The 14,698-nt window shown below is 52.3% G+C and carries 12 protein-coding genes and 2 pseudogenes; 5 read left to right on the forward strand and 9 right to left on the reverse strand.

Going from position 1 to position 14,698, the window contains the following annotated elements; all coding sequences use genetic code 11:
* Positions 1–4: 4 nt before the first annotated feature.
* Complete coding sequence (locus LQK91_RS03830) at positions 5–445, forward strand: WapI family immunity protein (protein WP_105099112.1); 441 nt, start codon at positions 5–7, stop codon at positions 443–445.
* Positions 446–498: 53 nt separating this feature from the next.
* Here LQK91_RS03830 and LQK91_RS03835 read toward each other — a convergent pair whose 3' ends face one another.
* Both LQK91_RS03835 and LQK91_RS03840 read right to left on the reverse strand, forming a co-directional pair.
* Positions 499–825 (reverse strand): tail fiber assembly protein, encoded by a 327-nt coding sequence (locus tag LQK91_RS03835; protein ID WP_105099113.1) that lies wholly within the window; start codon positions 823–825, stop codon positions 499–501.
* Positions 826–857: 32 nt separating this feature from the next.
* Positions 858–1,218: pseudogene (locus LQK91_RS03840) on the reverse strand (phage baseplate assembly protein V); the annotation flags it as partial.
* Between the two features lie 1,485 nt (positions 1,219–2,703).
* On the opposite strand from LQK91_RS03840, the gene adhP reads away from it, so the two are divergent.
* Both adhP and LQK91_RS03850 read left to right on the forward strand, forming a co-directional pair.
* Positions 2,704–3,726 carry an alcohol dehydrogenase AdhP gene (gene adhP / locus LQK91_RS03845; RefSeq protein ID WP_003852659.1) on the forward strand — a complete coding sequence of 341 codons (1,023 nt, stop codon included), beginning with the start codon at positions 2,704–2,706 and terminating at the stop codon, positions 3,724–3,726.
* Positions 3,727–3,931: 205 nt separating this feature from the next.
* Complete coding sequence (locus tag LQK91_RS03850; protein WP_003852660.1) at positions 3,932–4,069, forward strand: hypothetical protein; 138 nt, start codon at positions 3,932–3,934, stop codon at positions 4,067–4,069.
* An 83-nt stretch (positions 4,070–4,152) separates the two neighbouring features.
* Here the strand turns inward: LQK91_RS03850 and LQK91_RS03855 are convergent, their stop codons facing one another.
* The 7 genes and pseudogenes from LQK91_RS03855 to betI all read right to left on the reverse strand — a co-directional run bounded on the left by LQK91_RS03855 (position 4,153) and on the right by betI (position 10,797).
* Positions 4,153–4,338 (reverse strand): hypothetical protein, encoded by a 186-nt coding sequence (locus LQK91_RS03855; protein WP_008925337.1) that lies wholly within the window; start codon positions 4,336–4,338, stop codon positions 4,153–4,155.
* A gap of 230 nt (positions 4,339–4,568) precedes the next feature.
* Positions 4,569–5,711 (reverse strand): acyltransferase family protein, encoded by a 1,143-nt coding sequence (locus LQK91_RS03860; protein WP_008925336.1) that lies wholly within the window; start codon positions 5,709–5,711, stop codon positions 4,569–4,571.
* Between the two features lie 199 nt (positions 5,712–5,910).
* A complete protein-coding gene (gene mdtI / locus LQK91_RS03865) occupies positions 5,911–6,240 on the reverse strand; it encodes a multidrug/spermidine efflux SMR transporter subunit MdtI (protein WP_105099115.1) in 330 nt (109 codons plus the stop codon).
* Positions 6,227–6,577, reverse strand: a pseudogene (gene mdtJ, locus LQK91_RS03870) (multidrug/spermidine efflux SMR transporter subunit MdtJ). The gene mdtI and the pseudogene mdtJ overlap by 14 nt, the downstream one beginning before the upstream one ends.
* Positions 6,578–7,010: 433 nt before the next feature.
* On the reverse strand, positions 7,011–8,693 hold the full coding sequence (gene betA / locus LQK91_RS03875; RefSeq protein ID WP_003852665.1) for a choline dehydrogenase: 1,683 nt from the start codon (positions 8,691–8,693) through the stop codon (positions 7,011–7,013).
* Positions 8,694–8,716: 23 nt separating this feature from the next.
* Positions 8,717–10,189, reverse strand: coding sequence for a betaine-aldehyde dehydrogenase (gene betB / locus LQK91_RS03880; RefSeq protein ID WP_003852666.1), 1,473 nt, complete (start codon positions 10,187–10,189; stop codon positions 8,717–8,719).
* 14 nt (positions 10,190–10,203) lie between these two features.
* Positions 10,204–10,797 carry a transcriptional regulator BetI gene (betI, locus tag LQK91_RS03885; RefSeq protein WP_008925333.1) on the reverse strand — a complete coding sequence of 198 codons (594 nt, stop codon included), beginning with the start codon at positions 10,795–10,797 and terminating at the stop codon, positions 10,204–10,206.
* A 254-nt stretch (positions 10,798–11,051) separates the two neighbouring features.
* On the opposite strand from betI, the gene LQK91_RS03890 reads away from it, so the two are divergent.
* Positions 11,052–13,082, forward strand: a complete 2,031-nt coding sequence (locus LQK91_RS03890; RefSeq protein WP_078804474.1) for a choline transporter — start codon at positions 11,052–11,054, stop codon at positions 13,080–13,082.
* 141 nt (positions 13,083–13,223) lie between these two features.
* Positions 13,224–14,573 carry an MFS transporter gene (locus LQK91_RS03895; protein WP_078804473.1) on the forward strand — a complete coding sequence of 450 codons (1,350 nt, stop codon included), beginning with the start codon at positions 13,224–13,226 and terminating at the stop codon, positions 14,571–14,573.
* The last annotated feature ends 125 nt before the right edge of the window (positions 14,574–14,698 follow it).

The raw sequence follows: 14,698 nt of genomic DNA on the forward strand, positions 1-14,698 counted from the left end.
TTCAATGTTTGATATCAGGAATGAAGAGTTTACATTCGCAATCGCTCCCTTTGAACGCGTAGTGGATAACGAAGCCGATCCTGTTAACCATCACTGGGACTGGATACAGTCCTGGGTGGAGTTTTCGGTAAGCGGCCTAAAAGTGGCATTTAAAACGGAGTTCACCGTTGGAGAATTGAAAATGCTGAAAAAAGAATTCTCAGCTTTTCATCAGGCGATTATTAATCAGCAAAAGATCAGGTCGTTTAACTATCAGAGCGATATTCATCAACTGGACATGATACTGACCAATGAAAAAAGTATTGATGGCGTAACTGTTGATTTCATTCTTCGCCCGGAACCACATGCCGACAGCGTCCAGGTTAAAGGCAGCTTTGGCCTTGATGAAAGCTATTTCCCCGACATTCTGAATCGACTTGATGAAATGATTCAATGGCAGAATTAAACATTCTGCCATTGAAAATTTTAATAGAAAGCTACGGGCGTAAAACGAATTTTCTATTCAGGCGTTTTCGGCCAGCTGATAGCTGGCGCATTTGTGATATCTGCAGCCTGTACCGCCTGCACGTACTTCATCCAGGTGGTCAGCGTGGCTTTATCCGCATCAGTAATGATGCCGGGCAGCAGCTGCGTCTGCCATGCCTGAGTAATTCCGTTGACCTCACTCACGCCCGCTGACTTTTCGCTGGCCGCTGCGTCAAGCAGTGACTGCTGCTGCGCATCGCCGTCGGTTACCCACTTTTCGCCGTCCCACTTGTCAAACGCGGTTGCTGGAGCCTGCGTTGTGGTGTCTGCCAGATAGTCGCTAGGCCCCGTAATATTCACTGACGCGCCCCGGAAACCGGGTAAACCGTTTCGCCACGATGGTCCGGCACGCTAATGTTGGCTTTCATCGTGCCGCCCTTTTTGACTTCCAGCTGCGCAGTTATGAGCAGCGTTGCGCATTCCACTTCTGGCGAGTCAAAGAGGATTTTTACCGCCGCTTTAATAGTTGCCGTCTGTATGCCGGTTGCGGTCTGTGCGCCGGTTTCCGGCTCGTATTCGATCACCGCATCGTCAGGAAATGACCAGCGCATCGGCCCAGGCAGACGGAGCCGGATTGTCATAAGAGAAAATTCCCGGCAGCACAAAGCCGGTATCAAGTTCACCACCGAGGCACAGTACAAGCACCTGCTCACCCACTGACGGCGCATTCCAGGAGCGGGTTTTACCCGCGCGGGCGCTGAATGTCTTCGGGTTGTTCATTCATGATTTAGATTTTATTTTCCCCACAAGCTAAAGCTAACATCAGTTACGCATAGCCAGCCCGTTGCTGCAGGAAAATGGATACGCCATGCGCGTTATAACATCTCGTCCAGTCTGATTGGATGTTTCTTCTGACATTCTATATGCTTATTGGGTATTGAAATGATCATGACACTATTTCACGTAGATGCAGTGTTTACAACGAATAAAAATCAGATGCTATAAATGAGAGGTTGAATAAGTGAAGCGTGTATTTTTATGGCTCATGCAATCATTTATCTATTTAATCCCTGCTGCTTTAATTGTTGCAGGAGTTTATATTTTCATTCTATTTATTCCTGAATATGCGGCGATTATTAGCATAATATGGGTGATGGTTGTTTCTTATGTGTATATTAAATACAATCGATGGTATTAGGTTTGTTAAGAGATCTTCGTGATCCTGATTTAATCGATAGCGTTAAAGTGTGAAGTGTGACGAAAAAAATGATCTCCTTAGTGAGGTTGGCTGCCATTTAGCGATTATATAATCTGGTTTCTCTGGTTAAGTCCTGTCTGAGATATCATTGAGTCAGGCTCGCGCTCTGTCTTATTTTCTGACATATAAATCATCTTAATAACTGCTCTGTTATTCTTACTTTAGGTCCCCTTAATACTCATGATACCCCCCATTTTACTGCCAGCAGAACAGAGGCTTTCCGGACGCTTCTCCTCAAAATTGATCTCAATCAATATATCTAAACATCTTCCCCGAACGGTCCTCCACGTTTATTTAACGTATAAAAACCAAGTCGTAACCAGCCCCGGTGATTTTTAACCAGGGTTTATTATGTTCTTAAAAAAAGTTATTCCTTGTGCGATCGTGGCGTTAGCGAGTGCCTCCATGTCTGGTTGTGTAATGGCAGAGGGAGGATACCATCGCGGCCCATCATCTGAATGGCATCATCACCATGCGTCTTATCAGGACCAGCAAAATGATAATGGCTGGAGCCACCATGCCGGACCAGCCGCATCAGAAAATAACGCTTCTCAGCATCTGGGGCCACCGCCAGCGACGTATAGTGCAGCCCAGCATCTGGGGCCACCGCCAGCCTCGGATGATTCTACTGAACACAGGGGACCGGCAACTGACAGTGGCATTCACCGCTGGCAACCGAGCGACTCCGCTGAGTAATTGATACGAAGCATTTAGATGAACAGGGGCGCTATCGCCCCTTTTAACCGGTAATCGCCGTCTGAAAAGGTTCTTCACGATAAACGTGCTTCACGCATCCAGTAAGTCACTCATGATTTCCAAAGCTTTAACACGCAAAATCCCTTTAGTAACGCACCTCAAAACTGACTTCACTCACAAAGGCAGCAACAACTCTTTCTGTCCCGCACCCAAAGCTAATCTGTAATCTTGCCATCATTCCCGTATGGCATATTCTTGAGATTCAATCAAAAGGAGTAACGTTTATGAAAGCGGCAATTGCTAATAGTGAACACAAGGTTGAAGTTGTTGAGAAGACGCTGCGTCCTCTCAAAACCGGTGAAGCCCGGCTCAGGATGGAATGCTGTGGTGTATGCCATACCGATTTGCATGTTAAGAACGGTGATTTCGGCGATAAAACGGGTGTGACCCTGGGTCATGAAGGGATCGGTATCGTTGAGGAAGTCGCACCGGATGTGACGTCACTCAAGCCTGGCGATCGGGCCAGCGTCGCCTGGTTTTTCAAGGGCTGCGGTCACTGCGAATACTGTAACTCCGGTAACGAAACCCTCTGCAGATCGGTAATCAATGCCGGTTTCACAGCCGATGGCGGCATGGCTGAAGAGTGCATTGTCGTTGCAGATTACTCGGTCAAAGTCCCTGATGGACTTGATCCTTACGCTGCCAGTAGCGTCACCTGTGCCGGTGTCACCACCTATAAAGCGGTTAAGGTGTCAGAAGTTAAACCGGGACAATGGCTGGCCATTTATGGTCTTGGCGGGCTGGGAAATCTCGCGCTGCAATATGCAAAAAATGTCTTCAACGCCAAAGTGATCGCGGTTGATGTCAGTGATGGTCAGCTGGCACTGGCGAAGGAGATGGGAGCCGATCTGGTGGTCAATTCGGCCAGCGAAGATGCAGCGCGCATTATTCAGGAGAAAACCGGTGGAGCACATGCTGCTGTGGTGACGGCGGTGGCTAAAGCGGCCTTTAACTCGGCGGTGGATGCGGTGAGAGCAGGAGGGCGCGTCGTGGCTGTCGGACTGCCGCCGGAAGCGATGAGTCTTAATATTCCCCGTCTGGTACTTGATGGCATTCAGGTGGTGGGATCACTGGTCGGAACGCGAAACGATTTGGCAGAAGCCTTCCAGTTTGCGGCAGAAGGGAAAGTCGTGCCTAAAGTGACCAAAAGGAAGATTGGTGAGGTCAATGACATCTTTGATGAGATGGTGCAGGGCAAAATCCGTGGCAGGATGGTAATCGACTTCACCGGTCACTCTGCTGATTAAAGTTCATCTGACTCCTGCAAAGGCCCGCATCCTGCGGGCTTTTTAATATCGTTAAGATCTCTCTGAGCCCTTCAGAGCACAATCCTTCTAACCATTAATAAGCCAGTCTTTATGTTTCATGATGTGATTTTGACTTGAACTTTACCGGTAACATTATAGTTTATGGGGTGAAAGGTTATTACACACACGTGAAGGAGGGTTATTTATGGCGAAGCATCACTTACTTAAATCGATTGAAATAACAGCGATTGTGCTCTTTGTTCTGATACTGGCATATCTGATTTTGACAGGGTTACTGTCATCAACAGGCGTGGATCATGCCTGGCCTTATCCCAATCAGTAACTGAGTGCCACACCAGGGAAAGCATTAATAAAATGACCCTCTCACAGGGCAAACAACCCCGCGATGGCGAGGTTGAATGGACGTTATACCAGACTCACTGACAGCAGTATCAGCTCTTCGGTTTCCAGCGACAGACTTTTTTTGGTTTCGAACATAAAGGTTTCCAGCGCCTCCTCGACATCGTCACCCTCAATAAAGGCGTGAGTCGTGACATGATTTTCACCTTCTGGTTTGATCACGTAAGAAACAAACCACTTCTTCTTTTCCATAATGCTTATCCTCGTTTTAAATCCTGATACCGCGTTTTGGCAATGGTATGTTTTTCTGCCAGACATTTAGCGGGTGGTGTGGAGTTCGACCAGCAAAGTCTAGTTCACCTCAGCAGGCGTGCTGGCGACGGCATGTGATAAACACCTGTTCAGAGCAGATAGATTGTGTAAGCGGCAATAAAAAAGCCCCATCCGGGGCTTTTAAAAAAAGAACGGCCGGTGTTAAAAACTCAACTGGTCTGATCGGCCAGCTTCGGCTTCAGCACGCGTTTACCCATCTGAATGCCGGGCTTCTCAACATACTTATAGAGTAAAGAGGCCAGGGCATAGGTTAGCGGGATGGTTGAGACACAGACGATCAGGAAGCGCATCATGTCGCTCTTAAACTCAATGTCGGTGTGCGTGAGCAGCAGCGCAATCATCGGGATCACAATCAGCAGGTGCAGCAGGTAGACCGAGAACGAGACGTCACCCAGCCAGGTGCTGAGACGGTTGTTCAGCAGCTTACGTGGCAGAGCAATCAGCGTTGCCATCAGGCTGCCCTGAGGGTATTGCCACAGAATTGCTGCCATCCCGACAATCATCAGCGCTTCCATTATCACCTGCAGCTTGATCGCGCCCATTCCCATTGCCACGCTGACGACCGGGCCGAGCAGCGCGAAGGCGACATAGAGCAGGGATTTACGGCGAATTGCTTCCGCCAGCAGCATGCCCGCCAGGAACATATTTAGCTTTATCAGAATCATGGAAGGCATTTCAAACGCCTCATAATAATCTGCCAGCACATACCGTCCGGCGCAGCAGAGCGCCATAATGCCTATCAGTGAGGCCGCATAACCAAAGCGCAGCGTCACCAGCATAATGAACGGAAACAGCACATAGAACTGCATCTCCAGCCCGATGCTCCAGTCAGGCAGCACGGTATTGAAACCATATTCGGGCAGCAGGCCGAACAGGAAGCTGAAGTGAGTGAGGATGTTTGCCAGCGACTGATCGGTGTAACGCGACGATTCAGTGGCGGTGCCGGAATAAAAATGGGCGATAGTGTCACGCATCTCGCCAAACCACGGGCCATAAATCAGCGCGATGATTAAAAGCAGATAGTAGAGCGGGGCGATACGGAAGAAGCGACGGATCCAGAACTTTTTAATGGTCTCCATGCTCTGCCACGGCTCTTTCTGCTGACGTTCAACATAGTTTTTCGCCATCAGATAACCCGATAACAGAATAAACAGATCGACCCCGATGCCAGGCGATGAAATCAGTGTGATGTGGCAATGTATCAGTAAGCTGATATGGCCAACCAGTACCCAGAGAGAGGCGATGCCGCGTAACCCCTCCAGCTCCGTGGACCAACCTCGTGTTGCAGACATAACTCTTCCTCGTTTTTATCCGACTTTTGGCGCTCACTAAGCCTTAAGACAACAGATATGTAAACGGGTCTTTACAAAAGTGAGAAGATTCCGACGCGGTCGGGAAGGGGAAATCAACTGAAACTGGAGAAGAGAGCACGGAAAGTTAAGGGTGTACGAAGGCACACCCATAACAAAAATAACTGAATCAAAATGCCTGTTATGCCAGCTTTAACAGGATCATGCCGGCCAGCAGCAGGGTCAGGCCAGCCCAGCCTTTACGATTCAGCCGTTGATCGAACAATACCCAGCCGGTCGTGACAGTCGCGATAATTCCAAAACCACCCCAGACCGCATAGGCCATCGACAGATCGATACCTTTTACCGCCTGAGTCAGTGCGCTGAACGCAAGCAGGACACAGCAGAGTGAAAGCAGACCGTGCAGCGGTCTTTTAAACCCATCAGAATATTTAAGGAATATATTGGCGGCAATCTCCAGCACGATAGCCAGCGCCAGCCAGGCTGCGTGGGCGAAATCAGCGATGACCATGATTAACCTCCGCTGATGAGTGCATGCCGGTTTTGATCAACACAATTCCAGCGACCAGCGTCATCAGTCCGCAGACTTTCATCGCAGACAACACTTCATCAAACAGCTGTACGCTGAATTATGTAATCAGCAGGATGCCAGCGCCTTCCCACAGGGCGTAAGCCACGCCCAGAGCTATACGTTTAATGGTGAAGCTCAGCAGGATATAAGAACAGGCAATCATGCCCAGCATCATCAGGTAGCCTGAGTGGCTGCCGTTGAGGCTGGACCATTTCATAAAAAGGGTGCCAATAATTTCAGTGATAATCGCGAGTGACAATAAAACCCAGGCGCGCATGGGAACTCTCCAGCAACGAAAAATGACGACCTGCCATAACGCACAGTGTGCAGGCAGACTCAAAACAGTATCGATGTGGTGAGGAAACTACAGGGCGTTACGCCAGAGCTGATCGGCGGCATTCCAGCAAGAGGGGAAAGCGGGGAAGAGGCAGGACATGAACATTCTGCTCATAAAATTTACAACGCATCCACATTGTTGCTTCTCATCAGTGGACGAATAGTGTCTCCGGTAAAACAGATGCTGGGTTTACAGCATTCTGCAAATCATTAAATCAACAGCAGATACTGCCTGGTTTGATTGCGGTTAAGGTTCAGGGTTTACCGGGGCGAGTTTAGAAAATGATGGCGTGTAATAATAAGTGCGATAAATCGGGCAAAAAAAGTGCCGGACAACAGTCTGCCCGGCACCTTATAAGTGACACTGTAACTAACTATTCAGCACGCTGGGGGACTGTACGAACCGGGGCGTCACCAGCAACATAGTATGAAGCGGTGCTGCGTGGCAGTGGGTCGCGTCCACGGATCTTATCGGCAATCTTCTCGCCAATCATGATGGTGGTCGCATTCAGGTTACCGGTGATGATCAACGGCATAATCGACGCATCCACCACGCGTAATCCTTCCAGCCCATGCACGCGACCTTCGCCATCAACGACAGACATTGGATCGTTACCCATCTTACAGGTACCGCACGGGTGATAAGCGGTTTCGCCGTGATTACGGACGAATTCGTCCAGCTGTTCATCCGTCTGGCAATCCAGGCCCGGACTGATTTCACGTCCACGATACTTATCCAGCGCTGGCTGATTGATGATCTGGCGCGTGATGCGGATAGCATCGCGGAACTCATGCCAGTCCTGCTCATGCGACATGTAGTTAAACAGAATGGCCGGATGACGACGCGGATCGCGTGACTTCAGGCGCACATGACCGCGGCTTGGCGAACGCATCGAGCCGACGTGACACTGGAAGCCATGCGCATCAACGGCGTTAGAACCGTTGTAATTAATCGCTACCGGCAGGAAGTGATACTGAATGTTCGGCCAGCTGAACTCTTCGCGGCTGCGGATAAAACCACCCGCTTCAAACTGGTTACTGGCGCCGATACCGGTGCCATTAAACATCCACTCTGCACCGATTTTCGGCTGGTTCCACCACTTAAGGGCCGGATAGATTGAAACCGGCTCTTTACACTCATACTGAAGATACATCTCCAGATGGTCCTGCAGGTTTTCACCCACGCCCGGCAGATCGTGAACCAGTGGAATATCGAACTGCTTCAGCAGCTCCGGTGAGCCCACGCCAGAACGCTGCAGGATCTGCGGCGAGGCAATAGCACCGGCACATAGCAGCACTTCACGGCGAGCGGTCACTTTATTAATGGTGTTGCTGTCGCCCTGCAGATATTCCACGCCGACTGCGCGTTTGCCATCGAACACAATGCGATCGGTGGTGGCATGAGTAATGATCTTCAGGTTTGCACGGCCTTTGGCCATGTCGAGATAGCCACGTGCGGTGCTGGAACGGCGACCGTTTGGTGTTACGGTACGATCCATCGGACCAAAACCTTCCTGCTGATAGCCGTTGAGGTCATCAGTGCGCGGATAACCCGCCTGCACGCCTGCCTCAATCATGGCTTCAAACAGCACGTTATTGCCGGCTTTAGGCGTGGCGACGCATACCGGGCCATCTCCACCGTGGAAATCGTTCGGGCCGATATCACGGGTTTCCGCTTTACGGTAATAAGGCAGGCAGTCCAGATAGCTCCAGTTCTCCAGCCCTGGTTCACTGGCCCAGTTATCGAGGTCCATTGCGTTACCACGGATGTAACACATACCGTTAATCAGTGATGAACCGCCCAGGCCTTTTCCGCGACCACATTCCATGCGGCGATTGTTCATGTACGGCTCTGGCTCAGTCTCATACGCCCAGTTATAGCGTTTTCCCTGCAGCGGGAAGGCGAGGGCAGCAGGCATCTGAGTGCGAAAATCAAAACGGTAATCCGGGCCGCCCGCTTCGAGCAACAGAACGCTGACGTTGCTCTCTTCGGTCAGGCGGGTAGCCAGAACGTTTCCTGCGGATCCGGCGCCAATAACAATGTAATCATATTCCATTCGTCGTTCCTCAGGTTAAGTGATTAAAAGACTGACTGAAAACGCGTCAGCTCAACCTGCACGGACTTCACCTGGGTGTAGCTCTGCAGTGTCATCAGGCCATTCTCACGGCCAATGCCGGAGTGCTTATAGCCACCCACTGGCATCTCTGCGGCTGATTCGCCCCAGGTATTAATCCAGCAGATTCCTGCTTCGATCTGATGAATCACGCGGTGCGCTTTATTAAGATCCTGCGTCACCAGTCCGGCGGCCAGACCAAATTCGGTGTCGTTGGCACGGCGAATCACTTCTTCTTCGGTTTCATAGCTCAGGATCGACATGACCGGTCCGAAGATCTCTTCACGGACGATCTTCATCTCATCACGGCAGTCGGTAAACACAGTAGGTGCAACCCAGGCACCCTGGTCGAAATCACCACCGGTCAGACGTTTACCGCCGCACAGCAGGCGTGCGCCTTCAGCAATGCCCGATTCGATGTAGCGCATCACGTTATCGCGATGGCTGAAGCTGACCAGCGGGCCAAAGTTGGTGGCGGGATCACGCAGATCGCCGGCCTGAATACGGGCAACGCGTTCGCTGATTTTGGCTTCGAATGCCGCTTTCAGTTTTGCAGGAATAAAGACGCGGGTGCCGTTGGTGCAGACCTGTCCGGAGCTGTAGAAGTTCGCCATCATGGCGATGTCGGCGGCCAGATCGAGATCGGCATCATCAAAGATAATCAGCGGGGATTTACCGCCCAGTTCCATGGTGACTTCTTTCAGCGTTGAACCCGCTGCATTCGCCATTACTTTTTTGCCGCTGACAACGCCGCCGGTGAAGGAGACTTTGTCGATGCCAGGATGCTCAGTGAGCAACTGGCCGGTGACCGAACCGATGCCCGGCAGTACGTTAAACACGCCATCCGGCACACCTGCTTCGGTGTAGATTTCAGCCAGCTTCAGGGCAGTAAGCGGCGTCACTTCGCTGGGTTTGAAAATCATTGCGTTACCCGCAGCCAGCGCTGGGGCTGATTTCCACAGGGCGATCTGAATCGGGTAGTTCCAGGCACCGATACCGGCGACTACGCCCAGCGGTTCACGGCGTGTATAGACGAAAGAGGTTTCACGCAGGGGGATCTGCTGACCTTCCAGCGCCGGAACCAGGCCCGCGTAATACTCCAGCACGTCTGCACCGGTGACGATATCGACCGCTGAGGTTTCGCTGTAAGGCTTACCGGTGTCGAGCATTTCCAGCTCAGCCAGCGCATCATTCCGCTCACGCAGAATATCAACAGCGCGACGCAGGATGCGCGAACGCTCCATGGCGGTCATCGCGGCCCAGACTTTCTGGCCTTTTCTGGCGGCAGCAACGGCGCGATTGACATCTTCCTGGCCGGCGGCATGAACCTCTGCCAGCACTTCGCCGTTGACCGGGTTAATCGTCTGGAACGTTTCGCCAGACGCTGCGGCAACATAAGCGCCATCAATGTAGAGTTTCTGCTCGGTAAATCGGGACATGTTTTCTCCTTCCGTTATTCGTGCTCGCCAGCCAGTTGCTGACGGATGAATTGGGTGGTCAGTGTACGGGCGATGACCGGGCTGAAAGGCTTTCCACTCAGCGCGGCGCGGAGCCAGAGACCATCTATCAGGGCGGCCAGACCATGTGCGGCCAGTCGTGCCTTTTCCAGTGGCAGTTCACGCCGGAACTCGACCACCAGCGTAGAGTAGAGTCGCCTGCTGCTGACCCGCTCCAGGCGGTTGAGCTGGGGTTGATGCATGCTGCTCGACCAGAAGTCGAGCCAGGCTTTCATCACTGCCGTATGCACCTGAGTTTCATCAAAATTCCCGTCAACGATGGCACGCAGGCGCTCTTCTGCCGGTGCATCGCGAAGCGGTTGTAACCGCGACAGTACTGCCTCACGGAGCTGGCGCGTGACATCACGCATTGTTGCTTCCAGCAAACCGTTCTTATCTTTGAAATAGTGACTGATGATGCCGGTGGACACACCCGCCCGACGGGCGATCTGGGCGATAGTGGCATCATTAATCCCTACTTCATTAATCGTGCTCAGGGTCGCATCAATCAGTTGCCGACGTCGTATCGGCTGCATCCCTACCTTTGGCATTGCTCCAGCTCCACCCTCAAATCGAGCCCCTATTTAAACTTTTTTTGATTGCACGTTCAATATAAAAAGAAACTTTGTTAGGATGCTGTTCTCAAAATGTAGCAAAAGCGAAACGGCAATGAGTGCTAAAATAGGCTGGCTTGCCTGAGCGATTAACAGGAAATGACAGAAAGAAACAGGGCCGCACGGCCGAAAACCGTGGACGGCAAGACTTATCCATTGCGTATTTTCAGGACATTAACCAGAGGTAATCGATGAATAATCCACCTGCCGGTGAAAAAGACAGACTCAATCCCGTTGTATTTTATACCTCTGCCGGATTGATTCTGACGTTTTCACTTGTGACGATTCTCTACAGTGAACTGGCCGCGAGCTGGATCCTCAAGGCGGTAAACTGGGTCTCCGCCACCTTTGGCTGGTACTACATGCTGGCTGCCACGCTCTATATCGTGTTTGTGCTCTACATGGCCTGCTCACGCTTTGGCTCGATCAAGCTCGGGCCTGAGCACTCCAAACCCGAGTTCAGCGTGCTCAGCTGGTCTGCCATGCTGTTTGCCGCCGGGATCGGCATCGACCTGATGTTCTTCTCGGTCGCTGAACCGGTGACTCAGTACATGCAGCCACCGGAGGGCGCAGGGCAGACCCTTGAAGCGGCCCGTCAGGCGATGGTCTGGACGCTGTTCCACTACGGACTGACCGGCTGGTCGATGTATGCACTGATGGGCATCGCACTGGGCTACTTCAGCTATCGTTATAATCTGCCACTGACTATCCGTTCGGCGCTCTATCCTATTTTTGGTAAACGCATCTATGGCCCGATTGGTCACACGGTGGATATCGCAGCCGTGGTCGGCACCATTTTTGGTATCGCCACCACATTAGGGATAGGGGTCGTACAGCTGAACTACGGCCTGAAAGTGCTGTTTGATATTCCGGAAGGCCTGACCGCACAGGCTGCGCTGATAGTCCTTTCCGTCGTGATCGCTACAATCTCTGTCACATCAGGCGTCGATAAAGGAATTCGTTTTCTCTCTGAGCTCAACGTGATCATGGCTCTGGGGCTGATTCTGTTTGTGTTGTTCTTTGGCAACACCGAGTTCCTGCTGAATGCGCTGGTACTGAACGTCGGCGATTACATCAACCGCTTTATGGGCATGACGCTTAATACCTTTGCCTTTGATCGTCCGACCCAATGGATGAACAGCTGGACGCTCTTCTTCTGGGCGTGGTGGGTGGCCTGGTCGCCATTTGTCGGCCTGTTCCTGGCACGTATCTCACGCGGTCGTACCATCCGTGAATTCGTACTGGGCACGCTGATTATTCCTTTCACCTTTACGCTGCTGTGGCTCTCTGTGTTCGGTAATGCCGCGCTGTATCAGATCATTCATGGCAATACCGAGTTTGCGCAGGAAGTGATGAATCATGCAGAACGCGGCTTCTATAGCCTGCTGGCGCAATACCCGGCGTTTAAACTCAGCGCATCGATCGCCACCATCACCGGTATGCTGTTCTATGTGACCTCGGCGGATTCCGGTTCGCTGGTACTGGGTAACTTCACCTCACGCCTGAAAGACATCAATAGCGATGCACCGAACTGGCTGCGCATCTTCTGGTCTGTGGCGATTGGGGTACTGACCCTGAGCATGCTGATGACCAACGGTATCACTGCCTTGCAGAACACCACGGTGATCATGGGGCTGCCGTTCAGCTTTGTTATCTTCTTTGTGATGGCCGGGCTGTTTAAATCTCTGAAGATTGAAGACCACCGTCGGGCCAGCGCCACGCGCGACACTGCGCCTTATCTGGCGCATGCCACCGATCGTCTGACCTGGAAGAAACGCCTGTCGCGTCTGATGAACTATCCTGGCTCGCGCTACACCCAGCAGATGATGGAAAAGACCATTTATCCGGCGATGCAGGAGGTGGCGAAGGAGCTGGAGTTGCGTGATGGCCGCGTGACGCTGGAAAGCGTTGAGGCAGATGAGGCTAACCCGATTGGCTATCTGGATCTGCGCGTTCATCTGGGCGAAGAGCAGGACTTTATCTATCAGGTCTGGCCGCAGCAATATTCGATTCCGGGCTTTACCTATCGCGCCCGCAGCGGTAAGTCGACCTACTACCGACTGGAAACTTTCCTGATGGAGGGCAGCCAGGGCAACGACTTGATGGATTACAGCAAAGAGCAGGTAATTATCGACATACTGGATCAGTATGAGCGACACCTGAACTTCATCCATCTCAACCGTGAAGCACCGGGCAGCAACATCAGCTTCCCGAGCGTCTGAATCAGGGCCCGTCAGTGAGCAATTGCTGGCGGGCTTTTTTTTCGCTACCGTCGTCCTGAACTAACCGTCTTCACCTGACGAAATCGACTATCTTTAGGGCTTTCTGGCCTGATGCCAGAAAAGCACAGACAGGGAGTCATGATGGGAAAAATATTCAGTACGTTTCTGCCGCTTTACACGACCACGTTGCTGATGCTGCTCGGTTCCGGTTTGCTGACCACCTATGTCTCATTACGGCTGGCCAGCGAGCATGTCAACGGCGCGCTGATTGGCTCAATCATTGCGGCCAACTACATCGGACTGGTGATCGGCGGCAAAGTGGGGCACAACCTGATAGCCCGCGTTGGCCATATACGCGCCTACGTGGCCTGTGCCGGGATCATTACCGCGTCTGTGGTTGGTCACGGGCTCACCGACTTTATTCCGCTGTGGGTCTTTCTGCGTCTGATTATCGGGCTCTGCATGATGTGTCAGTACATGGTGCTGGAGAGCTGGCTTAACGATCAGGCGGAATCATCCCAGCGCGGCATGATTTTCGGCTTATACATGGTCGCCACCTATCTTGGACTCAGTGGCGGACAGGTGATATTGAGCCTGCAAACGGGCTTTGGCGTCAGCACCCTGCTGATTGTGGCACTCTGTTTCGCACTCTGTCTGGTACCAATTGCCCTGACGACCCGCACTCACGTCAGGCCGATGACACCTGCGCCGATGGAGCTGGGCTATTTTATCCGCACTATCCCCAAACTTCTCGGCACCACACTGGTGACCGGTATGGCCATTGGCGCGTTCTACGGCCTGGCACCGGTCTACGGCAGCAGTAAGGGATTTACTACCAGCCAGACCGGCTATTTTATGAGTCTGACGATTTTTGCCGGTCTGGTATCGCAATTTCCGCTGAGCTGGCTTTCTGACCGCTTCGATCGTCAGCGACTGCTGTTTATCATTGCCATCCTGTTTGCCGTAGCCTGTGTGCCGCTGGTGGTGTTGCCGCACCTGACCTTCCACTGGATGATCGGCATCGCCTTTGCTGCCAGCATGATGCAGTTTGCGCTCTATCCGTTGCAGGTGGCGCTGGCCAACGATCAGGTTGCCCCCGAGCGTCGTGTCTCGTTAACCGCCTGTCTGCTGATGGCATTTGGTATTGGCGCCAGTATCGGGCCGCTGGTGGTGGGCGCGCTGATGGAGCCGCTCGGCAGCAATATGCTCTATCTCTTCTTTATGCTCTGCGCGCTGGTGATCGGCGGACTGAGCTTTGTCCGAGCGCCTGGCCCGCTTCCGACGACCGAAGTGCCGCTGCCGCACGTGGTGATGCCTGACAGTCTGGCGACCTCGCCACTGGGTGCTGCGCTGATCCCAACGCTGGAAGAGGAGGTGATTCATGCGTCAATGGGCGGTCAGGAGCCGGAAGATGAACGCGAAAGTGACGAAGACACGAGGGTCGAAGAAAATTTGACGGATGATATCCCTGAGAATCAGCAACATAAATAGCGCCCGCATGGCATTGCGACGCTCGCCGCTGTCTGTACGGTTTAAGCAGGATGTCCGGATCTGGCGCACACCTGTCCGTTTACTGGCTCGACATCCGGGCCAGTAAACGCGATGCTGACGGATAC

Source organism: Pantoea sp. MHSD4 (assembly GCF_021043305.1).
In the GTDB taxonomy this organism is placed as follows: Bacteria; Pseudomonadota; Gammaproteobacteria; order Enterobacterales; family Enterobacteriaceae; genus Pantoea; species Pantoea eucalypti.

Bases quoted from the DNA above. Each gene is read 5' to 3' on its own strand.
- adhP (WP_003852659.1), top strand. From the start codon at position 2,704: ATGAAAGCGGCAATTGCTAATAGTGAACACAAGGTTGAAGTTGTTGAG.
- LQK91_RS03850 (WP_003852660.1), top strand. From the start codon at position 3,932: ATGGCGAAGCATCACTTACTTAAATCGATTGAAATAACAGCGATTGTG.
- LQK91_RS03890 (WP_078804474.1), top strand. From the start codon at position 11,052: ATGAATAATCCACCTGCCGGTGAAAAAGACAGACTCAATCCCGTTGTA.
- betA (WP_003852665.1), bottom strand. From the start codon at position 8,693: ATGGAATATGATTACATTGTTATTGGCGCCGGATCCGCAGGAAACGTT.
- LQK91_RS03830 (WP_105099112.1), top strand. From the start codon at position 5: ATGTTTGATATCAGGAATGAAGAGTTTACATTCGCAATCGCTCCCTTT.
- LQK91_RS03855 (WP_008925337.1), bottom strand. From the start codon at position 4,338: ATGGAAAAGAAGAAGTGGTTTGTTTCTTACGTGATCAAACCAGAAGGT.
- LQK91_RS03895 (WP_078804473.1), top strand. From the start codon at position 13,224: ATGGGAAAAATATTCAGTACGTTTCTGCCGCTTTACACGACCACGTTG.
- mdtI (WP_105099115.1), bottom strand. From the start codon at position 6,240: ATGGTCATCGCTGATTTCGCCCACGCAGCCTGGCTGGCGCTGGCTATC.
- LQK91_RS03860 (WP_008925336.1), bottom strand. From the start codon at position 5,711: ATGTCTGCAACACGAGGTTGGTCCACGGAGCTGGAGGGGTTACGCGGC.
- betB (WP_003852666.1), bottom strand. From the start codon at position 10,189: ATGTCCCGATTTACCGAGCAGAAACTCTACATTGATGGCGCTTATGTT.
- betI (WP_008925333.1), bottom strand. From the start codon at position 10,797: ATGCCAAAGGTAGGGATGCAGCCGATACGACGTCGGCAACTGATTGAT.